Here is a 22,886-nt window from a genome sequence, read left to right as displayed (position 1 = left end):
AATAAATAGATTCAAAATCTTCCATGGTCCATTGATGTGACATAACAATTGAGCTTTTTTACTTTGATTACAAAAGTAATATCACATTTTTAGAATGAAAGGGGGAGTTTATCGAATGCTTACTTTCATACCGACTCCCGGAACGAAGCGTTACGCTTATTCCGAGATAGCGGTCTTTTATTACAAGATAGCTCTCTGACATGCTGGAATGATTTTTATTTCCCTCCCTTCAAATCGTTCCAGCACTATGTGAAAGCAAGACACAAACGGGGATAGATTCTGGTAGACCCGTCGGAGACTCCGGAAGCGCAGGGATTCCTTCCCTCTGGCTTCCGGGGAATCCGATTCCCGACACCGGCTTCCCCTTATGAAGTGACAAGAATTAAAGAAACGAACGATAAAAAGAATGACTATGGCCAATTACGGTAAATATGGATTCCTTCCCTCCATCGCCCTCTGCCTTCTTTGGGCGACGGAGGTATCGTGGGCGCAGGTGAAGCTCGTGCGGATGCCCGTCGTTGAGAAGAGCGGTTCAATATCCTCTGGGAAGAGTATAATACGCTTATGGAGAATCAATTAAACACCGAGACGAAGCAAACACCCGCACAAATGCAAGGCGAATCGGGCGACGGTGGCCAGAGGGGAACGCTGGGGAGTCATCGACGAGCAAGACCATCGTGCGACGTTAACGGTGTCACACGTATGACATCAGCTGCCTCACACGTGCGACACCTAGAGCCTCACGCCTGCAAGACCGGCAACGAGAATAGAGAGAAATAACAATTATCACATTATCAACAATTTAAAACAAAACAAGATGGCAAAGTACAAGTTAATTAAGAAAGTGAATCCGCAGAAAAGACAGGAACCTGGCAAATGGTACGCGACCCCCAAAAGCGAGACCCCGCTCTCGGGCAAGGCGATGACGTGCGCCGCCACCGCCAACACCACTACTGCTCCCATCGAGATGGAGGCCTCGCTGGAGCTTCTGGCCAAGTTCGTGCCCCAACAACTCCAGCAGGGACACACGGTGAAGATACCGGGCTTGGGTACTTTTCGCCTCACCTTCAAGAGCGATGGCGTGGAAGATATTAACAGTTTCCGGGCGAACAGCATGATCAAGAACGTCCGGATCGTATTCACTCCCTCGAAAGAATTGCGGGAGAGCGTGCTCAGCGGCCTTACGTTCGAGGACGGCGGCGTACTGGAGGACGACATCAGCTACGCTTCTATAGCCGATTACCGTTTGGCCAAAGGTGTCCCGGAGGGCGGCGGAGACTCGGAAAGCCCGGGTGAGATTTAAGGTAACCATTAAAACAGGAACAGGATGAACATTTTCTCTTGCCATATACGCCGGATCGTGTTGTTGCTATTGGCACTCCTCTGAGTGCCGATGGCGACGCTACGGGCGCAGGAAGAAAAAGCGGACGGCACGAACCGGGTGATAGTATCCAAACAGGATATGCGGATAACCGTTCTTTGTCCGCAAGGCGATACGCTCGCCGTTTTTCCCATCGCTTGCGGACGCAATTACGGCGACAAGCAGCAGGAATGGGATTTCCGGACACCGGAAGGGCATTTCGTGATAGAGTCCGTGGAAGATACCTCCCTTTGGCCGCGAGACTCGACGAGGCAAGAAACTCCCGGCGAGATATACGGCCCCCGCTTCTTCCGCTTGAAAACACCCGGCTTCACGGGCATCGGCATACACGGGACCGCCAACCCCCAAGTGATACCCGGACGGATAACGATGGGCTGCATACGCCTCAGCAATGAGGACCTGAAAGCCTTCTCCCGGCTGGTGGACGTAGATACAAGGGTGGATATCCTGCCCGACAAAGGGAGAGAACGCGGCTCGCTTTCCAAGCTAGCCCGGGACGATGATTACTAACAACACTAAAAGGAATGGACATGAAAAGGTTAATCTTATTATTGATATGCGCGCTGTACGTAACGACGGCGGCGCAGGCGCAAATTTCTTTCTATGGTGAGTGGTGCCGGAAAGGGAGTGGCGAAAAGACCATCATGATCTTCGATATGAAGGAAAAGAAAGCCTACGTGATGAACGAGGCCCGGAAGACCTGCATGGTGATGGAGGAGATCGACAAGTTATCCACCAATAAGCTGGTGGGTTACGACTGGGAAGTGTCTCACTCTACCTCCCGAGAGTTTTTGGGCATGGAGGAGATAGACGGTAAGGAGTGTGCCCACTACTATGTCAAGAGCGAATCGATCTACAAGGATGGCGGCAAGGATGGCGCCGGCTATCACGAATGGATTTACTCGCCCATGAAGGTATCGAACTACAACGGCTGCATCGCCCACGACAATACGGTGTATGTGATGGACAGGACCATCGTGCTTCGCCGCGTCAAGATGGGGCCGCAACCGGCGCACCTCTTCCAAGTGCCCGAAGGGTATCAAATGACTGTGATGCCTGCCGGCGGCCTGCTGGAGATGATGACGGGGAAATCGTGCGAGGAGAACACCCAAAAAGTGGACGAGACACGCGATGCCATCCAAAAATCCAATGAGCAGATCAAGGAGCAACTGAAAGAGGTCAACGACAAGAGCAAGAGCGACGAGGAACGGATGAAGGCCTTGCTCGAGATGCTGGGCGGACAGAAGAAGAAATAGAGAAAAATTATTCACTTTAAAATAACAACGATTATGAAAACGAACATTAGATTTCTAGTTATGATCGCCGTTTCCTTGCTGACGGTATTGGGAATGAGCGCGCAAGAACCTTTCTTCCTACATAAGGAAGGCGTGAAACTGACTTACGCCGACAAGGACAAGAAAGGAAAGATCAACAGTTACACGGAGACTACCGCTACAAAGGTGACGGGAGACGCGGACAACTGCACCGTTACCTACTCGATGATGGTGATGGACAATAAAAAGAACCCGGTGCTCAAGCAACCGATGACACAGACATTCGAGGTGAAGAATGGCACGGTGACCTACGATCCCAAGTCGTTGGTAGGACAGATCATGGAGGGCATGCAAGTAACCGTGACCGGAACACCCTTCCAACTTCCCTCCAATGTCAAGGTAGGCGATACCTTCGGCGACTATACCATCACCTTGAACTTGGCCGGCATCAAGACCAATACGGAGGTGACGGGCGTGAAGGCCGTGGCCGAGGAAACCCTCGACGTGAACGGGACGAGTATCGACTGCGTCGTGATTGAGAACACTACCGTATCGAAAGTGATCGGTATCAAGCAGACCGCTATCCAGAAGATCTGGTATGGCCACGGCATTGGCCCTGTGAAGACAAACATGTATAACAAGAAGGGAAAACTGATGACAAGCCAAGAGCTAGTTTCAATAGAAGGATTGTAAACCATTAAAAACATACGTATCATGAAACAGACATTATTTACATTCATGTTCATCATAAGCCTCGTGCTTATGACGGCATGCGGAGGTTCGCCGGTAGATAAAGCCTTGGCAAAACTGGATGATGCCATTGAAAAGCTGGAGAAAAAAGGAGATAAGATGACCAAGGACGAGATGGATGCCATCATGAAAGACTTGGAGGAACCCGTTAGCGTATTGAACAAAACGATAGAAGACAACGAGGTGGGAGGTGTCACCAAGATCAAGATAATCGCCAAGGTGACGAAACTGACGGCGCTGGCCACGAAGGTCGGGATAAAGAATCTGGATATGGGAGATTTCTCGGATAAGGCGAAAGGAACTAAGAAAGAGTAAGGTGGTATGGGAGATATTTTAACAGGAATCGTAAAAGGCTTGTCCGGATTCATGCTGCAGGATGATCCCGACGTGAAGATATTCAATGCCCAGACCGAGATGAAAGAGTTCTCGGAAAGGGAGGGAAAGATCTATGCCCGTCTCGGACGGCAAGTATATGAGACGGATGGCGGCGAGAACTATCCGGAGATAAGGGCAGAGCTAGATTTACTCGCAGCCAACAAGCAGGCGGCGGAAAGCCGCCCTCGAACGTGCCGAGGCCGAGGAACGTGCCCGCCGGGAAGCCGAGGAGCAGGAGCATAGCTGCCCCAATTGCGGGGCCTATAATCCGGAGGGAACCAACTTTTGCCAAGAGTGTGGAACCCGTTTGACGCAACCCGTGCAACAAGCGCCTGCGGCGAAACGTTTCTGCCCGAACTGCGGCACGGAAGTTATCGCCGGGCATCGTTTCTGCAGCGGTTGCGGAACAAAAATGGAATGATGTATAACAGTTACTTTAAAGAAAGGAGAAATCATGGCTTTTTGTACAAACTGCGGGACAAATGTCCCGGATGGCATAAAATTCTGTACCTCATGTGGTACGCCGATGTCGGTACAGGCACAACCGCAAGCCCCGCCACCGCCCCAGCAAACCTATGTGCAGCCGCAACCTGCGCCTCAGCCACTACCGCAGCAGGCTTATACCCCGCCATCGTAACCGGCTTACGCACAACCTCAACCGGGATACGTGGCTCCGGCGGGCGATCCGAACGCTCCGCTTCCCCCGGGAAGCAAGTATGAACCGATCACGACGGGTGGGTATATCGGTATCTTCCTGTTGATGCTTCTTCCGTTGATCAATCTCATCCTACTCATTATCTGGGCCTGCGGAGGCTGCCAGAAGGTGAACAAGGCGAACTTCGCCCGTGCGATGCTGATCATGATGATAATCGGTTCGGTCTTGTCGTTGCTGATGTTCTTCGCCGTACGGATGCTGTTCGGTAGCGAGATAGACAGCTTGATGGAAGCTTTCGGAGATCTACTCAAATAATAACAATACTAAAATTAGGAGGAAACAAATTATGGCATTCTGTGGAAAATGTGGACAACAAGTGAATGAAGGCGTGAGATTTTGCCCGGCCTGCGGATCACCTATGCAAATAGTTGCCGCCGAACCGAACAGGCAACAGACACCTCCGCCGGTACAACCGACCGATGCGGAATCAATGGCTAAGGCTACCGCCACGGCCGATGCCTTGAGCGACAAATTAAGTGGTATGAACAAGACCGCGGACCTGACCGACCAGTTCGATAAAGCCGATGTAGAGCAAAATAAGGTAATGGCTATCCTTGCTTATTTCGGGATTCTGGTATTGATCCCGATCCTTGCGGCCAAGGACTCGAAATTCGCCCGGTTCCATGCCAACCAAGGCTTGCTTTTATGCATCGCCATGTTTGGCTGGATCATAGCGGACTCCGTTCTGACCGCCCTCTTGCGGGCGATCCTATGGAGGGGATTGGGCTTATGGAGCATCTACTCTCTTTGCGGTACGGTATTGAACCTCGTTTACATCGTGTTTACGGTACTGGCAGTCATCGGTATCATTAACGCGCTGAACGGGCGAGCTAAGGAATTACCTATCATCGGTAAATACCGTCTGTTGAAATAGCATAATAACCCATAAATGTATACTTTATGACAGCAAAAGAGATTTTCTTCAAGACCCTGCAATTCGGTTGGATAAAACTAGGATTAGGATTGCTGAATATATTGATAGCCGTGCTGCTCTTCGCTATCTTGATGGGCATATCGGTCCTGTTCAATAGCGACGGAGTGGTAGCGATCATGTTTTTCATCTGGTTGGGACTTATAGGGGTAGTGAATTTCTTCTTGAATCACTACATCGGTTATCTCGTAAAAGCCGGGCATGTGGCCGTGATCGCGATGGCGTATCAAACCGGCTATGTACCTGCCAAACCCTTCGAGATGGGAAAGACGATGGTAAAGGAACGTTTCGGTACATCCAACGTGTATTTTGCCTTGGATAAACTTGTGGCGGGTTCCATTAAACAGTTACAACGTACATTGGGACGTGTTACGGACAGTTTGCTCGGGGCGCTCCCCGGAGCTGACGGGATAAAGAGCCTCACCAACATGTTTCTCGATATCTCGTTGGGGTATGTGGACGAGTGCTGCTTAGGTTACACCTTTTACCATCCGGCTCAAAACCCTTATAAATCGGCGGCAGATGGTGTCATTATCTATTTTCAGAACTGGAAGACGTTGCTCAAGGATGCGGCGAAGACAACGGGGATGGTCATCTTATCGTTCGTGGTGGTTACGTTGATTGCGTTTATCCTCTTCGGTGGATTGTTCCGCTTGTTCGGCTGGAGCGGTTTCATGGCTTTCATTATTTCATTGTTGTTCGCCTATACAGTAAAGTCTGCCTTTATTGATAGCTGGATCTTGGTGAAAATGATGAGCAGCTATATGCAAGTAGCTCCCGCCACGCAAGTTACTTTCGATCTGTATGGTAAGTTGAGCGGCTTGTCCGGTAAGTTCAAGGAGCTTTTCAAGAAAGGTAACGAGATGCCGCAACCGAATCCCACCGCTACTTCCGCAGCACAAGATCCTTTGCGACCGCAGATACCGGGACAGGTCTCAACGCCGGAAAGCCGCTTTTGCCCTCAATGCGGAATGCAATTAGCTCCGACCGCTACATTTTGCGGGAATTGCGGAGAAAGGTTATAGTTTTTAAGTTTAATCGTAAAAAATCAAGAATATGAAACGAGTATTATTTACATTGGTAGCCTGTTTAGTAGGTATTTCTTCATTGATGGCGCAATCATTCTCTCTTCCGGGGTATTTGTTTGGAAGATGTCCGGACTATAGTATTACCTATGACAAGAACGATGCGCAGGAACAGAAAGATGTTTATATATGCGATGGTAATAAAAGCGTGGTTCGTATAGACAGTTATAAATGGAACTCAAGTTCGTCTGATTGGGTATATGATGGCAAGACCGTGATGGAGAATGATAACCAAGGACGCACTTTGGTCGCTATCTCTTATTCGGCAGCCGACGTGGCAGGCGAGAAAACAGAATACACTTATACCGGAAATGGCTATGAGAAGTTCTCCGTCACTTCCTCCAGCTTTGAGGGAGGCGCATGGAAAGCCGAGGCGAAAGTGGATATAGAAGCCACTTTCAACAAAGATAAATATCCGGTCTCGATACTCATGACAGGTACGGCTGAGGGAGAGACGTTCAAGATGAAAATGGAGTGGTCTTACGATAAGAATGTCACGAAAACCTCGTCTTCCATTGATTTCGGTGGTAGTTGGATGCTTATGTCAGAAAGCAAGACGGAGATCGTGGACGCGGGAAACCCGATGATTTCGAAAAATTATCAGAAAATGTATTTCCCCGCTGAGACAAGCTGGGAATATTCAGGAAAGACACATGACTATTTCAATGGAACAACCTCTATCGCTCCTGTAGTAGAGGAGAACGAACTGAAACTTCATATTTATGGAGATGTGTTGGAAGTACAAGGAACGGAAAGCGGGATTTCTATTTATGCGATAACTGGAGGGAAAATGGCAGAGAGTAAGTCGAATCGTATTGACATCTCTCGCTTGCCAGCAGGAATCTATTTGCTAAATACAGCTAGAGGTTCTATAAAGTTTATTCATAAATAAGCAAAAGTAAGGTGCGCCTTACTGAATGTGTGAGGCGCACCTTTTTTATTTGAATCGTTTTACTGTCTATTAACTCAATCCCTCAATCATGCCATCCACGATATCGATCTTTCGGGCTTGCGGCTCTTTCGGGAGTCCCGGCATACGCATGATCTCGCCCATGACGACAACGATCATCTCGGCTCCGTTATTGATGATTACATCTCGTACTTTTAGTTCGAAATCTTTGGCGACCCCATAAGCTTTCGGATCGGAAGAGAATGAATATTGAGTCTTGGCGATACAGATCGGATAATGGGAAATACCCAAGCTTTCGATCTGACGCAATTTTTTATCGGCCAAAGTCGTATAAACAATCGAAGAAGCTCCGTATATCTTCTGGGCCACTTTTTGTACCTTCGTACGGATCGGATCATTCAGATCATATGTATATTGTAAAGGAGCGGAAGGATGATTTTCGATCGTATCAACCACTAAGCGGGCAAGCTCCGTACCCCCTTCACCGCCTTCGGCGAAAACGTTATTCATGGCGAATCCAACCCCTTTCTCCTCGCAATGCTCAGCCACTAACGCAATCTCCTCGTCCGTATCGGTAGCGAAACGGTTGAAAGTAACGATTACTTGCTGGCCGAAGCTCTTCATATTCTCAATGTGTTTATCTAAGTTAGCGAATCCGTTCTTTAATCCTTCGATATTCGGTTCCTTGATTTCTTTCTCCGGAACGCCACCATGAAGTTTCAAGCTCTGGGCAGTCGCTACGATGACTGTCAGTTTCGGTGAAAGCCCCGCTTTTCTACATTTGATATTAAAGAATTTCTCCGCGCCCAGATCAGCGCCGAAACCAGCCTCCGTAATCACATAATCTCCATAAGTAAGAGCCATTTGGGTGGCCGATATGGAATTACATCCATGGGCGATATTAGCGAAAGGACCTCCATGTACAAATGCGGGAGTATTCTCCGTTGTTTGTACAAGGTTCGGCAGTAATGCGTCTTTTAGCAATACGGTAATAGCTCCGGCTATGCCAAGATCATTTACCGTGAAAGGCTTATCTTCGTTTGTATAACCCAATAAAATATTTCCGACACGTCGTTTCAAATCCTCTATATCCGTAGCCAAGCAAAGGATCGCCATGATCTCTGAAGCGGGAGTGATGTCAAATCCGGTCTCGGTAGGGACACCGTTCGCCGAGCCGCCTAGACCCGATACGATGTTACGTAAGCTACGGTCGTTTACGTCAAGAACCCGTTTCCATTTGATCTCCTTCAATCCCTCGCAGGTGTTGCGGGTCTGATAAATATAGTTATCCAATAAAGCGGTAATCATATTGTGGGCGGAAGTAACCGCATGAAAATCCCCTGTAAAATGCAAGTTGATGTTTTCCATGGGAAGCACTTGGGCATATCCACCTCCGGCAGCACCACCTTTCATGCCGAAACACGGGCCAAGAGACGGCTCACGTAAAGCGACCACCGCTTTCTTCCCTATTTTATTCAGCCCTAAAGCCAGACCGATCGAAACCGTAGTCTTTCCGATTCCCGCTTTAGTGGGAGTGATAGCGGTCACTAAAATTAAATTATGCTGGTCCATTTGCTTTTTATCGATCAAATGGATAGGAACCTTGGCAATATACCTGCCATAATTTTGTACTTCCTCACGAGGGATACCTAACGTTGTCGCAACTTCCTTAATTTTACGCAAGTCTGTTTCTCTTGCTATCTCAATGTCCGATTTCATGTGCTTTATGTAAGTTTATATAGTTTGAACAAAGTAAATCTAATTTATTATAATAACAAAATGATACGGAACAAGGTTTTCCCCCTTTATGGAATAATAAGATTGTGTTATTTTGATATTTTTGTGCGAAGATGGCGAGGATCTTGCTTTTTGTGATAGCTGTCAGGCTTGAAATTAAACTTTTTGTAAAGTGAGCTTTGCAAAAATCATACGTTTTGCTTGTTGTACTTTTAAAGAATTATAAAATAGTCTTTAAAATTATTCATCTGTAATAATTTGATTAATTTTGTGATGTCACAACGATAAAAAGAAACCTAAGAGTGTGATAAATTGAAACAGATAAGAGACTAATAACATTAGCAATATAATATGTAAATTTAAGGTTATGTCAACAGTAAGATTTAGTCAGGTTACATTTGCTACTAAATCGTGGGTAGCAGAAGCATGGGAAAAGATGGTAGTGGAATTGTTTAGCGGTCGTGTCGTAGCGGAAGTCAAACAATTGGATGAAGTATGTGAATCAAAGTGGGAAGTAGAATTGAAGAAGCTTCAAAACGAGGTTCATTCTTTATGTCATCATGCGATCCATCAATTGCTCCCGATAGCCGGCTCTTATCAACAGGCGTTACTGGATGACGTTGCCCAAGCCTATACGGTATACGCTCCGGAAGAAGCAGAGTCTATCTTCAACCGGGGAAACCAAGCGATCGAGGATATCAAAGGACATGTATCGGGTATTCGCTACAACGCTTGTAAAATGCGTGAGGCGAACCGTAAAGTAAGCGAGTTGGAAGATATGCACGCAAAAGCGGTCATGTACCATAATTCAGTGAAACCTTATATGGATACACTTCGTTTCCATATCGATCAGCTTAAGCATATATTGCATGTAGCGTAATAAGATGGGCTGTCCGGGTTTGGTTACTCTCCGGGCAGCCTTCTTCTTTTAGCGAGGTTGGATAATCAGTAGGGAGAAATAGGGGAAATCCTTGGAATGTATAGTGGCGATATCAGTAGTATAATATTCTTTTCTTGTTCCTACATTCTCGAAATAATGAAAAACCGCCTTATCCGCATACTGCCGGATACAAGTATGAATAGCCTCTTGGCAACCCGGTAATTTCATGATGACGATGATCATTCCATTTTCTATTTTTGCCGAAAGTTCATCGAACGACGCAGTCCCGGGGATTACGTTAATTTGCTCCTCTTGTTTTACGATATGTATCCCGGCCAAGGCACCTGCCGCTATAAATGCCGGAATTCCTGCGATTCGATCTACCGGGATTCCTGTTTCCTCGAATTTATCGTATACATATTGTATAGATGAATAAAAACCAGCGTCTCCCTCGGCGACGATCACGATTTGTTTCCCTTTCAAATATTCAGCTTGGGCATCCAGAAACAATTTGTTATAAGCGTTTAACGCATCTGTCCGTTCCTTACTCATTGGCAAAATAAACGGATGGATCAAGGATTCGTCTACCTCAATAGCTTTCAATATATCCGTCGCCCGAGATATGATTCCATGCTTGCCTTGTGTAGCAGGACAATAGATAATATCAGCCTTTTGTAATGTTTTAAGCCCTTTCAGCGTAATTAATTCCGGATCACCGGGACCTAATGAGACGAAGTGAATAGGATGATTCATGTGTATCTGTTTTTATTTGAAACGCAAAAGTCCTTAAAATTGTGGATGTATACAAATATTCTTACTACTTTTGTCACTGTAACAGGCTCCGCTTATCTCTTTTTCCGGGAGGCGGATTAAAAGGGAACCGGGTGAGAATCCCGGACAGACCACGCTGCTGTGAACTTTTAAACATTCGGACAATACCTTGGCCACTGGTTTTGTAATCGGGAAGGCGTCCTGAATGGAAGTAAGTCAGAAGACCTGCCGGTTCATAAATAAATGTTGCTGTCCCGTGGAGCAGGACGAGAGTAACTGTCAATGATCAACTGTCAATTAAACAAGGATTATGAATAAGTTTATAGCGGGTGGATGCTTGCTTTTATCGGTATTGACTTTATCATGTACTTCAGGTATCCGTGAAAAAGGAGAAATAGGGAAGACGGCTTCCGTAGAGCAATCTGCGTTCTCGCAAGAGCAGGTTAAGCCTTTATACGCCCAAGGATTCAAGCTTACCTATGCGGATCAATATCTCTTGGCTGATATCCAAGATCCTCAAAATGAGGAAAGCACCACGTTTCATTATGCGTTCGTGAAAAGAGGTGCGAAACCCACGGGGATTCCCGCTGATTATACGGTGATAGAGCTTCCTATCCGAAGCGTTATCTGTATGACTTCCCTGCAATTATCGAACTTTATTAAATTGGGTGCCTTGGATAGGGTCGTTGGGATTACCAGTACACGGCATTTGTTCAATAAAGAGATGAACGAACGCCTGAAAGAAGGTAAAACCGCTAAGATCGGTATCGAGGGGAATTTCGATAACGAGGTTATCATGAGCATGAATCCTGATTTGATCCTTGTATCGCCATTCAAGCGGGGAGGCTATGAGACGCTGAAAGACGTGGGTATTCCCTTGATTCCCCATTTGGGTTATAAGGAGACTACGCCATTGGGACAGGCCGAGTGGATCAAGTTCGTAGGCTTGCTGTTGGGGATAGAGAAAGATGGCAATGAGCGTTTCGCCACCATCGAGAAGAGGTATAATGAATTAAAGGAACTTACGGCGGATGGTAAGGTTAAAAAACGTCCGATCGTTTTTAGTGGCGAGTTACGGGGTGGAAACTGGTATGCCGTAGGAGGAAAGAGCTTCTTAGCGCAACTTTTCAAGGATGCCGGCGCTGATTATTTCTTGAAAGATGATGAGCGATCCGGTGGTGTTACATTAGACTTCGAGACGGTCTATAACCAAGCGGACGACGCTGATTATTGGCGTATCGTGAATAGTTTCCCGGGAACGTTCAGCTATGAGGCATTGAAAGAGCAAGATCCTCGTTATGAGGATTTCCGTGCGTTCCGGGAGAAAGGAATTATCTATTGTAATATGAAGAACACGCCGTTTTATGAGAGTATGCCGACAGAACCGGAGATCGTCCTAGCGGATTTGCTTCATATCTTTCATCCGGATTTATTACCGGATCATGAGTCGGTCTATTATTCTCGACTTAAATAAGGAACACTGATGAGACATTCAAATACCCTATGGATGCTGGCGATTGTCACGGCTATTTTTGTTCTAATCTTTTTGAATTTGGTGTTGGGGTCAGTCTCTATTCCTCTTCAATCGGTTTGGCATATTATCTGGAATTTAGGAAATGAGCCTATTACATGGCAGAATATTATCTGGAAATCCCGACTACCACAGGCATTGACAGCGTTGGTAGCGGGAGCTGGCTTATCCATCAGCGGCTTACAGATGCAAACCGTTTTCCGTAATCCATTGGCCGGACCTTCGGTCTTAGGTATCAGTTCGGGAGCGAGCATGGGTGTCGCTTTCGTGGTGTTGTTAAGCGGTAGTTTAGGGGGCGTTGCCTTGAGTAAACTTGGTTTTATGGGGGAGATCGCCTTATCGATAGCGGCCGTGATCGGTTCCTTATCCGTGATGGCGCTGATCGTGTATGTTTCCCAAAAGGTAAAAGGAAATGTCACGTTGTTGATTATCGGTGTGATGATCGGTTACGTGGCAAACGCCGTGATCGGTGTACTTAAATTCTTTAGCGTCGAGGAGGATATCCGTGCATACGTGATTTGGGGATTGGGTAGTTTCGCCCGTGTTTCCGGTAATCAGATGACGTTGTTCGTGATTCTTATGACAATCTTGATCCCTCTCTCGTTCCTGCTTATCAAGACCATGAACTTGATGCTTCTTGGGGATAGCTACGCACGCAATTTGGGACTTAATATCAAGCGGGCCCGTTTGTTGGTTATCACCTCGGCTGGGGTCCTTACGGCGATTGTCACTGCTTATTGCGGACCTATTATCTTCTTGGGGCTAGCCGTTCCGCATTTATGCCGGGCCATATTTCAAACTTCCGACCATCGGATTTTAATGCCTGCGGTCTTATTCGCCGGTGCGGCGTTGGCGTTGATCTGTAATTTGATCGCCCGTATGCCGGGGTTCGAGGGAGCGTTACCTGTCAACTCGGTAACCGCTTTAGTAGGTGCTCCAGTAGTGGCCTCAGTATTATTTAGAAAACGTAAGAATGAATTGAACGAGTAAGATGAAACAAGATACGATTCATATTAACGGACTTTCGATCGGTTACCATTCTAAGAGTAGTACAAAGCTGGTAGCTAAAGGTATACACTCTACGATCTATAGTGGTGAATTAACCTGTTTGCTGGGTGCTAACGGGGTGGGGAAGTCTACTTTATTGCGCACGTTATCGGCTTTCCAACCTAAATTAGATGGGGAAATATTGGTCCTAGGAAAAGATATAGATGCTTATTCCGATAAGGAATTGAGCACCACGATCGGTGTCGTGCTGACCGATAAATGTGAGATCAGGAATATGTTGGTACGGGAATTGGTCGGGATGGGACGTAGCCCGTATACCGGCTTCTGGGGCAAGTTGAGCAAGGATGATAAGCGGATCGTGGAAGAATCCATCGCCCTTGTCCGCATTGAGGAACTAGCATCCCGCATGGTCCATACCTTATCGGATGGAGAACGCCAGAAAGTGATGATCGCTAAGGCGCTCGCTCAGGAGACTCCGGTTATTTACTTGGATGAACCTACCGCATTCCTTGATTTTCCCAGCAAGGTAGAGATTATGCAATTACTCCATCATCTAACCCGGAAAACGAATAAGACGATATTTATGTCCACTCACGATTTGGAGCTGGCTCTCCAGATATCGGATAAGATCTGGTTAATGGACAAAGCAAATGGTATCTCTACCGGTACCCCCGAGGATTTGGCATTGAGTGGTCATTTAAGCAATTTCTTCGCCCGGAAAGGGATTGTTTTCGATAAGGATACCGGATTATTCCGTATAGATAATCAATTCTCCCGACAGATCCGCCTCGTTGGACATGGCCAGAAATACGCTATGGTGCGTAAAGCGCTCCAGCGAAACGGAATTTTGGCGAATCGGGAAGTGGAATCGAATATCTGGATTGAGACTGGCGATTTAAAGACCACCCACTTTATCATCCATGAGACTTCCGGCGGTACCTATATCACCCAAACGATAGAAGAATTACTTGCCTATTTTGATACTGAAAAATCATAACTATGAAATTTTCAATTCATAACTATGTTTTTCTTCATTCATAGTTATGAATTTTTTCCATTCAAATCCATTGTTTTAAAGTAAGCTAGCTTCGTCGGCTTTCCTATAATTGCTTGAAAGATACATACAACTTTAATTCCACCATTCCTGTCACTTCTACGGCTGTGTGGAGTACAGGTGTTGTATATACCAACACATCTTCTCGCTTTTCAATTTCAGTTTGATCAAATGGTCCGGGAACAGCCACCCCTAATACTTGTCTGCCTTTCGTAGGGAATGGCTACAGACAAGAAGAATAAGCTTCCCATACAGATAATTTTTCTTGTTCCCATATAATTATTATTTAAAAGTTTTCAGTTACAAAAATAGCGGTTATTTGGGGTGTAGACTGTATCAATTCCACAGATATAATAACCAATTTCATCGGACGGTGAGAAACGTATGAAAGAAAAGGTTATCTTTGCAATCGAAGCCAAATACAATTGAAGATGAATGAGATAAAGAGAATAGACACTGTGCAGCAATACAACGATTATTTCGGTATGGAAACGTTGCATCCGCTGGTTACGGTCATCGATGCGCGAGAGGCTAATCCGGTACACTTCTGTCCGAAACTCTATAATTTGTATGCTATCTTGATGAAAGACCCGGACTGTGGTACTCTCAAATATGGTCGTAGCATCTATGACTATCAGCAAGGCACGATGCTTTTTCTCGCTCCGGGGCAGGTCATGGGGTCTGACGATGACGGTCAGTTGCATCAACCCGGTGGATGGCTGCTCGCTTTTCATCCCGAACTGGTACGTAACACTCCGTTAGCCCAATTCATCAAAAACTATAGTTTCTTCTCCTATTCCGCCAATGAAGCACTCCACTTGTCTGAACAGGAAAGGCGAACCATTATTGACTGCATGTGCAAAATCAGAGAAGAATTGCTCCATCCCATAGACAAGCATACGAAATCACTGATTACAGACAATATAAAACTCCTACTTGATTATTGTGAGCGGTTCTATGACCGTCAATTCGAAACGCGGGAGAATGTGAATCTTGACATCTTAGCCCGATTTGAGCAAACGCTGGATGATTATCTTGCGTCCAATCTTCCCATAAGTAAAGGTACGCCCACCGTGCAGTATTGTGCCGACAAGCTTTGCCTGTCGGCTAACTATCTAAGCGACCTTCTGAAAAAGGAAACCGGTGTTTCTGCGTTGAAACATATCCAGCAGAAGATGCTCGATATAGCGAAAGAGCGTGTATTCGATGTCACCAAATCCATCAGCGAGATATCCTACGAATTGGGATTTCCATATCCGCAACATTTCAGCCGTTGGTTCAAGAAAATGGTTGGGGTTACACCTAATGAATATAGACAAAATCGAAACAATTAGACATTTAAACCACGGATCGTAATATTGCGATCACGGTTTAGTCAATCATAAAGGCACGGACATAACGGCAAGATGTCTGCGCCTTCGTATTTCCTAGTCCTTATCAATTCAACGTCATGTAACAATATGAAGTTTGCATGTATGGATCTTTACACGGTTCCCCCGTCGGGAATCGTGCTACCTCGTGCGTGCCGTTTCGGACAGTAAGTCCTAAATGTTAAATGAGTAGTGAGATGTAAAGAGACAAACGGTAAAATAAACGATAATGTAAAATGAATCGAAAAACAGAAGTGATTGAGAATAAAGAAGTATGGAGAAAAAAAAATGTCTCTTTCTTACGCAGAAAGAGACAACTCTCAGAATGACGGATAAATAGTATAAATTCTATCTTGGGGTGACTTGGTGACCGATTACAATATCTATCAAGATTATCATTATAAGCTGACGGTGAATATCGCCGGCCCTAATAGTGCCGACCTCCGTGTAACGATAACAAACGGCAACGTGGCTGTCTTTGATGATGTGGACAATGTCGAGAATACCGTTAATTTTGGTGAAGAGAAATAGTATCCATTCTAAGGGCTGTGCAGGAATGCCTTGACGAATCTACCCTTTGGCATTCCTGCATGAACTATCTTAAATAAATGAGAATAACTTAGAGGCAATCGAGGAAATGAGCTTCTTGCATTTCTTGCCGATTGTCTCTTAAAGCCATCACCTTATTTTTACTTCTTTGTCGGGTGGAAGAGCTGCGAACCAAATTGTTCAACATATTATCGGAGGCCCTGTCTATTTTAGATACTGATATCCGGCCAAGATAGATCTCGGTAGTCCGTAGGGACATATGTCCTAAGGATTGGCTGATAATGCCGATTTCCGAATTCGCCTCCAGCATCATGGAAGCCCAGCTATGCCGCATCACATAGGTAGTGAATGGCTGTTCGAAGTGTAATTGCTCTCCCATTTTCTTTAAGTGGCGGTTCACTCTCCGAAGCGCGGACTGAGCCGTGACTTCTCCCTCTCCGCTGATTTTCTCGTGTAAGAAAGGGAATATCCACGGGTTATTGAAACGCCGATAAGAGAATATGATGTTCTTTATCTCGGGGGTGATCTTTACTTGCATCGCTACGCCAGTCTTGCTACGTACGTAGTGGATATAATCATCGTTTATATTGCTGTGTCGCAGATTAAAGACATCCACGAAGCACATACCTCTAGCGTAAAATAAGAAAAGAGTCAAGTGAAGGGCCGTACAGGCGTGTGGGTTTTTGGGCCGCTCAAGAGTCGCCAGATTTTGTAGGTCGAGGCTTGGCAAAGCCCTTTTCCGGGTGGGTGGGACCTTTATCTGCAGGCCAGAGAACGGGCTTTCTCTCGGAACATCCATTTGTTTATCTTGGGCGATCTTGTTGTACATTGTCTTTAGATTACGAATGTAGAAGTCCAAACTACCCGGTTTCAAGGGAGCCTGTTTCCCGTCTTCCCCTTGCATCAACCATAAAAGATAGTGATGAAGAAAATCGGTCGTTAAGTCTGCAAATGTAAACTCCGTTACCCTCGGACCTAAAAAGGTGGATAATTTATTCCATGCGCTTCGATAATTCCCAGCGGTTCTTCCTTTCCCCTCATCGATTTTACTATTGATCAATTCTTCTATACATTCCTGTAGCAAAGGAGAGTTGTCTGTTGTTTCTATATTCATATGATTACTATTTATGGATATAGAATAACGAAAATAGAAAAGATTGGTTTTATCAAAACCTCCCCTTACCAATTGTGGTAGAGGAGGCTTTGTTTTATTTATAGTTTATTTGAAAGCTTTCTCACTAATTCCGTCTCCATCGAGCCTCAATCGCTCCATATAATCCGGAACGGTACGGCCTAACGCTTTATCTACGTATAGTTTAGCCAAGTATTGAGCGAGCATGAAGCCGTGACCTTGCAAACCTACGAATAGTCCGTTATCCGGATCGATAATGTAGCGAGGCTCTACATAATAACCGGACCATGTGGCTTGTACGGGTACTGTGGCTAACGATGGAATCCAATCGCAGAACACCTCGGAGATGATCTCCATGAAACGACGGGTATTAAACTTCAACTCATCAAAGTTGCTGATCTCCGCTTTAGCGTCGACAGCGGGGGAGGCGCAAGCGATAATCTGTCCGGTCTCGGCGAATTGCTGACCGTAGACAGCGGAGAAGTCGTTACGTTTCCGGCGGTCTATCAACATATCGAGGATATCCCCGTTTTTACCCAGATTCGGTAGGCGATGGGTAATCAACGCTTGGTGCTTGACCGGATAGAGGCCGGTGTAAAGGCCTAGCATGCGGGCGAAACGCTCGGCGCTATAACCGAGGGCGTTCACGAAATGATCGCATTCGTATTCGATGTATCGCTTATCATGCGTATATAATAAGACGTGATATTTTCTACCGTTTTTGTGTACTTCCACTAGGTGTGTGTCTTCCCAAACCTCACCTTGCCGCTCTTTGCCTTTGTTTCGTATAAAGTCTATCACACGCCCCGGGGTAGCTTGCCAACAATGCTGGGAGATTTGTGCGGCGAAATAGGTGTTTTGGTTCGTGTTGAAGTAGGGGGACACCTCTTTCTGGAAGTCTTTCTTGTCGATCAAATAAGCGTTGGACCAACCGCAGGAACGTTCCAGATCATTGTAGGTAGCCTCGTTGTGGGCGAACGTGATATAGCGTATCTCACGGTAATGGATATCGTATTCTTTTTGTGTCTCCTCGAATATCGTTTGGTTATTACAGGCGATCTCCGCTAGTTCGGGGATCGAGAACGCTGGACGACCACCACCGATATTACGCCATGATGATCCTCGATCCGCATTAATAAGCACGGTCTTTTTACCGGCTTCCGCAAAATAACGGAACAATGCGCTACCACCTATACCTCCGCCGGCGATTAAGACTTCCGTCTTACGAACCTGCTTTCCAGAATCTACTTTATAGGTATCCGCTATCTGACGCTGTGGATACATTTCCCCTAGGACGAAGCGGGTAGATAGGGGAGCACGGGGGGTAGCGTCGCCTACCAGTTCGATACCTTTTTCCCTTAGTTTCATGCGTAGGCGGGGTATGCAGCGTTTTCCACGGCATGGCCCCATTCCTAGGCGGGTGATATGTTTTACCTCGTCGACGGAGATATATTTACGATCCCCAATGGCGGAAAGTAGCTCGTCCAAAGATACGTCCTCGCAATGGCAAACATAGGTCTCCGACTCACACTCCGGTTCTTGCTTGAAGTCGATCTCCTCCGGATAGTTTTCTTTTACGATGAATCCTGTGATATTCAATAAGGCATCGTTTTCCATTCCTGCCGCTTTCACACGGGCCACGTTTGTTTTTGTCGGCATCTTTAATACTTTCTCAATGATACCTTCGCCTTGTTTCTTCCCGTTATCATCGACGAGCCACACCTCGGCACCTACTTCCACCTCGTATTCTACCGGTAAGAATAAGTTTTGCTTCCGGGTATCGTAGCCGAAAATAGCCAGCCCCGGACAATGGGATACGCATTGCATACAGCCGGTACATTTTTCGTAATTGATCTCGGGCGTTACGCTGGTGGAGCTTTTGGTGATCGCCTTTTGAGGACAAGCGAAAGAGCAAGGGTTACAAGCGAAACCGTATAGGCAATCCAAGCGAACGAAAGGGCGTTGGGCTTGACGCTCGGGAGTGGGCCTTGGGGACTCTTCCTTGATGCGGATCGGATGTTGCTGGGAGTCGATGTATTCCTTAGATATTTGTAAATATTCTTAACCATCTTAAAAATATACACTTAAATATTTTATAATCAATATATTATAAGAAAGGTAATTTTAATGGAGAAACAAATAAGGAACAAAAATAGGAATTAAAGTGATTTCTCATTTTTCTATTTGCACTCTGTTTCTTTCTTTTCGTTTGTTTGCTTTCAGAGTGCATTCTGAGCAATTTTATCTGCTCTCATCATTCGAAGAATTTGCTCCTAACTTTAACTAACAAATTATTTGCAGCTCATAAAGAGAATACAAATTATTATCTCTTGAAGTTGTATTGCTTGTAGCAAAGATAATCTTTTTTGTACAGGCAGCCAAAAATGCCTGCCTATATTTAGTTTAATTTAGTTTAGCATATATAAGGCTAACAAACTAAACCAAACTGGATTTTCATGTTACTTTTTGTGATTTTCCCATTCTACCCATACAGCCAAAAGAGAAGATAAGCTCTTGCCTCTTTTCTCTTTTCGCTGCGATACTCTTTTACTTCATAGCCACCTTTTACACACATCCGTACCGAGCAAACTCCCACATGCTCGCATATCAACTTTCGGTCTGCCCGATGGGAATTGTGTCGCAAAGGTATTTGCCATGTCTTTATTGTATGCAAGGTTGTAACCTGAAGGTTCACTACAAAATCTCCACGCTCCGCTTCGCAGAGGTAGTATTTTGTAGTGAAACCCTGCATACATAGCCATGCCACCTGTTGAAGCGACATAATTTCAATCAAGCCCGAAAGTAAGTGAAATGCTACAGGAGGGAAAGTAACAAACTTAAAACTTGGTATTTATGGCAAATTATGCAACCAACATTTTCCACGCAAGAACGGAAAATAAAACAGACCTCGACAAAATAGAGGCTTTCTTGGATGACACTTTCAGCGAATTTACCAATCGATATGGTGATAGTGTAGATGCAGAATTTTCCTCTCGTTGGGTGTATCCAGAAGAAGAAATCAAAAAATTGGTAGAATCGTTGGAGGACAAAGATAAAGTCTATATCAAGATTCTAACCTATGAATTTGAAGACGAGTACGTGAGCTTTAGAATATTCTCTCAGGGAGAATGGAAGGTCAAATTAATAACTGAATGAGTAGAAGAAGATAAAGTAAAATTATGGTCTATCCTACACTTTGCTTATTCTATAAGAGACACACGGATGGAACGATTGTCGGTGATTTCGACAACAAAATCACTGTTCGTTTCATCTGTGGCAAAGAGAGAGTATTAAATACTGTGATGAAGTAATTTTTACAATTTTACAACATAGAAACCATGACACAGATAGCAATGAAATTCGTCCAATGGGATGTGCCCGAATTGGAAAAACTGAAAGATAGCAAGGTTTACAAATTACGGGAACGTCTTGATAATGGCGACAAGTTGAGTCGGGAAGAAAAGAACTGGCTCACCCGCAATGTGAAAGAGTGCTGCCATTTCAAAAGAGGTATCGCTTTAATGGGCTACCGTTTTGACTTCTCCGATGTTCTCAAACGGTATTTCGTGAAACAACACGGACATATTGCCGAATATTATACCATTGACAAAACCGCACTACGTTCTGTCCTATATGGTCGAATTGAAGATATAATCGAAGTACAATAAAAATCAAAAGAAGCATGAAAGTAACAATTGAACACAGCTTTTGCCCCTATTGTGACGAGGTAACTGAACTTTATTTCCGAATCATTAACACGATTCTTTTTTCTGGCAATGAGGCGGAATTGCGTGAAAGCATGAGACAGTTGGAGAAAAAAACTCCACTTGATGAATATTTCACATACGGTTACGGTGCACGACACCTTTGGGTTTGCCAGCGACGTCCCAGCGACAAAACCAAAATATTCGAGCATCGTATTATGATGGTTGAATTTCAATGACACCTTGGACAAATATCATCGACTGGCTGGAATGGAATCACCCATTTCAGCCTTACTTCCATTTTCCTTTTATAACTTTTTCTTTTGGCTGCGCCACTCCCTTTTGTAGAAACCAGCCATTCGCACAAAGCGAATTGGAAACCACTTTGTGAAAAGTCTGGTTCTTCCTGCCGTTTTTCCTTCCAGTTCCATTTTTTTTTCGATGCGGATATCACTATCCTCCAAGGATGGGCTACCTACGCTTCTGTCCACTCTTGGCTGACACATTCCTTATGCAGTGGCCTTTTTTCTGATTGGATGGTATTCTGTTTGTTACAGTCTCAATTCAAGCCAGGCATGTCTCGCTTTGGCTTTGCTATTCTTCACTGACTTTCGGACGGATGTCTCGCCTTTGTGCCGACATTTGGATTTGCTCTTTTTCCTTATCATTACCGGTTTACTTGTTTCCCATTTTCCATAATCGCTTTTTATCGAAGCAATCATCATTTTTCCTCTGCAAAGATAGTATGCCGACGGGAACGACATGGTTGTCTTGACCAATGGCGTAGCCGCTTCAATCTTCCTTTATCGAGCCTTCGATTTTACCTGTGGCTAAAAATAAAGCGTATTGACGCGCTATCCTTGGTGCATCCCTTAAACGACATCTACTTTTTAGGCAGTGTAAAAATTGATTTAATAACTTCTAAAAGCAATTCAACATGAAAAAGATTGAAAACAATTTCACAGTAACCGGATTCTTAGGTAAAGACGCTGAAATCCGAGAGTTCACCAACAGCAGTGTCGCACGTTTCCCATTGGCCGTAAGCCGTCAGGAAAGGAATGCCGAGGAAACCAACCGCATTTCAGCCTTTATGAATATTGAGGCTTGGCGTAAAAACGAGAATACTGGGTCATTCGACCAACTGACCAAAGGTACGATGCTCACCATTGAAGGCTACTTTAAGCCTGAAGAGTGGACCGACAAGGTCGGTGTGAAGCACAATCGTGTTGTTATGGTGGCTGTCAAGTTTTATCCTCCTATCGAAAAGGAGGATGTTCCTGAAAAGCCGGTAAAGCCCGTGAAAAAAGGCAAAAAATAATTCTTGCCTTATCATGAACAAAGCGATCTTTTGGTCGCTTTTGTTTTGCTCATGACCGGATTAATACGCATCATACTTTTATAAGTGACTGTTGCGATGCCAAGCTCCAAATGAAATCTTCACCCGGTAATACTGTTATACTTAGCTCCACTTGATGAACAGGCAGATTACGATTTTCAATAGAAAAAAGAAGACTCTCTCAATTCCATACCTCTGAGCAGCTTTCCAGTCCCTCTTATAACCATATTTCTTCCCAAAAGTGAGGTTACGTCCGCCGTCCATTAATTTTACAGTGCGAAGTTAAGTCGGACGTGAACCTGCAAGGCGCGTTTCATTTGCAGTCAATGCCGTTCAAATGAAATCCTTCGGATTCCGCTTCCTCCTTGCATTGTTCCCTTCTTCCGCCTTGTG

General features: G+C 45.2%; 28 protein-coding genes and 1 riboswitch. Of the genes, 23 read left to right on the top strand and 5 right to left on the bottom strand.

The features are described from left to right. Positions 1-412: 412 nt before the first annotated feature. The 13 genes from NBH07_RS18625 (at position 413) to NBH07_RS18570 (ending at position 7,403) form a co-directional block, all read left to right on the top strand. Positions 413-580, top strand: a complete 168-nt coding sequence (locus NBH07_RS18625; RefSeq protein ID WP_008779838.1) for a hypothetical protein — start codon at positions 413-415, stop codon at positions 578-580. A 237-nt stretch (positions 581-817) separates the two neighbouring features. Continuing rightward, positions 818-1,303: an HU family DNA-binding protein gene (locus NBH07_RS18620; RefSeq protein ID WP_005857125.1), complete on the top strand. Its 486-nt coding sequence runs from the start codon at positions 818-820 to the stop codon at positions 1,301-1,303. Between the two features lie 90 nt (positions 1,304-1,393). Further along, entirely contained in the window at positions 1,394-1,891 is a 498-nt protein-coding gene (locus tag NBH07_RS18615; protein ID WP_009275138.1) for a L,D-transpeptidase, read from the top strand. 20 nt (positions 1,892-1,911) lie between these two features. Next, positions 1,912-2,637, top strand: a complete 726-nt coding sequence (locus tag NBH07_RS18610) for a DUF4412 domain-containing protein (RefSeq protein WP_005857120.1) — start codon at positions 1,912-1,914, stop codon at positions 2,635-2,637. Positions 2,638-2,670: 33 nt separating this feature from the next. Then, positions 2,671-3,348 carry a TapB family protein gene (locus tag NBH07_RS18605; RefSeq protein WP_005857118.1) on the top strand — a complete coding sequence of 226 codons (678 nt, stop codon included), beginning with the start codon at positions 2,671-2,673 and terminating at the stop codon, positions 3,346-3,348. Between the two features lie 21 nt (positions 3,349-3,369). Continuing rightward, positions 3,370-3,720 carry a hypothetical protein gene (locus NBH07_RS18600; RefSeq protein ID WP_005857116.1) on the top strand — a complete coding sequence of 117 codons (351 nt, stop codon included), beginning with the start codon at positions 3,370-3,372 and terminating at the stop codon, positions 3,718-3,720. A 6-nt stretch (positions 3,721-3,726) separates the two neighbouring features. Continuing rightward, positions 3,727-4,023, top strand: a complete 297-nt coding sequence (locus tag NBH07_RS18595; RefSeq protein ID WP_005857114.1) for a hypothetical protein — start codon at positions 3,727-3,729, stop codon at positions 4,021-4,023. After that, positions 3,926-4,201, top strand: a complete 276-nt coding sequence (locus NBH07_RS22685) for a zinc-ribbon domain-containing protein (RefSeq protein ID WP_080598096.1) — start codon at positions 3,926-3,928, stop codon at positions 4,199-4,201. Before NBH07_RS18595 ends, NBH07_RS22685 begins: the two co-directional genes overlap by 98 nt. 33 nt (positions 4,202-4,234) lie before the next feature. After that, positions 4,235-4,417 (top strand): zinc-ribbon domain-containing protein, encoded by a 183-nt coding sequence (locus NBH07_RS18590; protein WP_229045740.1) that lies wholly within the window; start codon positions 4,235-4,237, stop codon positions 4,415-4,417. 30 nt (positions 4,418-4,447) lie between these two features. Continuing rightward, a complete protein-coding gene (locus tag NBH07_RS18585; protein ID WP_009017342.1) occupies positions 4,448-4,750 on the top strand; it encodes a hypothetical protein in 303 nt (100 codons plus the stop codon). 31 nt (positions 4,751-4,781) lie between these two features. Beyond that, on the top strand, positions 4,782-5,369 hold the full coding sequence (locus tag NBH07_RS18580; RefSeq protein WP_005857110.1) for a DUF4870 domain-containing protein: 588 nt from the start codon (positions 4,782-4,784) through the stop codon (positions 5,367-5,369). Between the two features lie 26 nt (positions 5,370-5,395). After that, positions 5,396-6,451: a zinc-ribbon domain-containing protein gene (locus tag NBH07_RS18575; protein WP_009017343.1), complete on the top strand. Its 1,056-nt coding sequence runs from the start codon at positions 5,396-5,398 to the stop codon at positions 6,449-6,451. A gap of 31 nt (positions 6,452-6,482) precedes the next feature. After that, positions 6,483-7,403: a T9SS type A sorting domain-containing protein gene (locus tag NBH07_RS18570; protein WP_005857106.1), complete on the top strand. Its 921-nt coding sequence runs from the start codon at positions 6,483-6,485 to the stop codon at positions 7,401-7,403. A gap of 69 nt (positions 7,404-7,472) precedes the next feature. Here the strand turns inward: NBH07_RS18570 and NBH07_RS18565 are convergent, their stop codons facing one another. Further along, the gene (locus NBH07_RS18565) at positions 7,473-9,140 is read right to left on the bottom strand and encodes a formate--tetrahydrofolate ligase (RefSeq protein ID WP_005857104.1); all 1,668 of its coding nucleotides are present in this window, start codon (positions 9,138-9,140) and stop codon (positions 7,473-7,475) included. A 385-nt stretch (positions 9,141-9,525) separates the two neighbouring features. Between NBH07_RS18565 and NBH07_RS18560 the strand changes: the two genes are divergently transcribed. Further along, a complete protein-coding gene (locus tag NBH07_RS18560; protein WP_005857102.1) occupies positions 9,526-10,038 on the top strand; it encodes a hypothetical protein in 513 nt (170 codons plus the stop codon). A gap of 48 nt (positions 10,039-10,086) precedes the next feature. On the opposite strand, the gene NBH07_RS18555 is transcribed toward NBH07_RS18560, so the two are convergent. Next, positions 10,087-10,791: a precorrin-2 C(20)-methyltransferase gene (locus tag NBH07_RS18555; protein WP_008779840.1), complete on the bottom strand. Its 705-nt coding sequence runs from the start codon at positions 10,789-10,791 to the stop codon at positions 10,087-10,089. A 66-nt stretch (positions 10,792-10,857) separates the two neighbouring features. Continuing rightward, positions 10,858-11,056, top strand: a riboswitch (cobalamin riboswitch). 63 nt (positions 11,057-11,119) lie between these two features. Here NBH07_RS18555 and NBH07_RS18550 point away from each other — a divergent pair. The 3 genes from NBH07_RS18550 to NBH07_RS18540 are packed head-to-tail and all read left to right on the top strand — an operon-like array spanning position 11,120 to position 14,345. Then, on the top strand, positions 11,120-12,283 hold the full coding sequence (locus NBH07_RS18550; RefSeq protein ID WP_005857097.1) for an ABC transporter substrate-binding protein: 1,164 nt from the start codon (positions 11,120-11,122) through the stop codon (positions 12,281-12,283). A 9-nt stretch (positions 12,284-12,292) separates the two neighbouring features. Then, positions 12,293-13,330, top strand: coding sequence for an iron chelate uptake ABC transporter family permease subunit (locus NBH07_RS18545; protein ID WP_005857096.1), 1,038 nt, complete (start codon positions 12,293-12,295; stop codon positions 13,328-13,330). Position 13,331: 1 nt separating this feature from the next. Further along, positions 13,332-14,345: an ABC transporter ATP-binding protein gene (locus tag NBH07_RS18540; RefSeq protein WP_008779842.1), complete on the top strand. Its 1,014-nt coding sequence runs from the start codon at positions 13,332-13,334 to the stop codon at positions 14,343-14,345. Positions 14,346-14,448: 103 nt separating this feature from the next. Here the strand turns inward: NBH07_RS18540 and NBH07_RS22680 are convergent, their stop codons facing one another. Continuing rightward, positions 14,449-14,592 (bottom strand): CocE/NonD family hydrolase C-terminal non-catalytic domain-containing protein, encoded by a 144-nt coding sequence (locus NBH07_RS22680; RefSeq protein WP_083785420.1) that lies wholly within the window; start codon positions 14,590-14,592, stop codon positions 14,449-14,451. A 241-nt stretch (positions 14,593-14,833) separates the two neighbouring features. Here NBH07_RS22680 and NBH07_RS18535 point away from each other — a divergent pair, with 241 nt between their 5' ends. Beyond that, complete coding sequence (locus NBH07_RS18535) at positions 14,834-15,736, top strand: helix-turn-helix domain-containing protein (RefSeq protein WP_005857092.1); 903 nt, start codon at positions 14,834-14,836, stop codon at positions 15,734-15,736. A gap of 402 nt (positions 15,737-16,138) precedes the next feature. After that, complete coding sequence (locus tag NBH07_RS18530; RefSeq protein WP_010183089.1) at positions 16,139-16,303, top strand: alpha-crystallin domain-containing protein; 165 nt, start codon at positions 16,139-16,141, stop codon at positions 16,301-16,303. An 88-nt stretch (positions 16,304-16,391) separates the two neighbouring features. Here NBH07_RS18530 and NBH07_RS18525 read toward each other — a convergent pair whose 3' ends face one another. Next, positions 16,392-17,435, bottom strand: a complete 1,044-nt coding sequence (locus NBH07_RS18525) for a tyrosine-type recombinase/integrase (RefSeq protein WP_008779844.1) — start codon at positions 17,433-17,435, stop codon at positions 16,392-16,394. Between the two features lie 105 nt (positions 17,436-17,540). Further along, positions 17,541-19,400, bottom strand: coding sequence for an FAD-dependent oxidoreductase (locus tag NBH07_RS18520; protein WP_250833574.1), 1,860 nt, complete (start codon positions 19,398-19,400; stop codon positions 17,541-17,543). 906 nt (positions 19,401-20,306) lie between these two features. Here NBH07_RS18520 and NBH07_RS18515 point away from each other — a divergent pair. The 4 genes from NBH07_RS18515 (at position 20,307) to NBH07_RS18500 (ending at position 22,475) form a co-directional block, all read left to right on the top strand. Beyond that, positions 20,307-20,609, top strand: a complete 303-nt coding sequence (locus NBH07_RS18515; RefSeq protein WP_008659523.1) for a hypothetical protein — start codon at positions 20,307-20,309, stop codon at positions 20,607-20,609. Between the two features lie 182 nt (positions 20,610-20,791). Then, positions 20,792-21,121, top strand: a complete 330-nt coding sequence (locus tag NBH07_RS18510) for a hypothetical protein (protein WP_004308738.1) — start codon at positions 20,792-20,794, stop codon at positions 21,119-21,121. A 14-nt stretch (positions 21,122-21,135) separates the two neighbouring features. Next, positions 21,136-21,396, top strand: a complete 261-nt coding sequence (locus tag NBH07_RS18505; protein ID WP_004308737.1) for a DUF8466 domain-containing protein — start codon at positions 21,136-21,138, stop codon at positions 21,394-21,396. Between the two features lie 698 nt (positions 21,397-22,094). Further along, entirely contained in the window at positions 22,095-22,475 is a 381-nt protein-coding gene (locus tag NBH07_RS18500; protein WP_004308735.1) for a single-stranded DNA-binding protein, read from the top strand. Positions 22,476-22,886 lie beyond the last annotated feature (411 nt).

It is taken from the genome of Parabacteroides sp. B2-S-102, from assembly GCF_023656665.1.
Lineage (GTDB): Bacteria > Bacteroidota > Bacteroidia > Bacteroidales > Tannerellaceae > Parabacteroides > Parabacteroides distasonis.
This window is presented reverse-complemented; position numbering and strand designations above follow the sequence as displayed.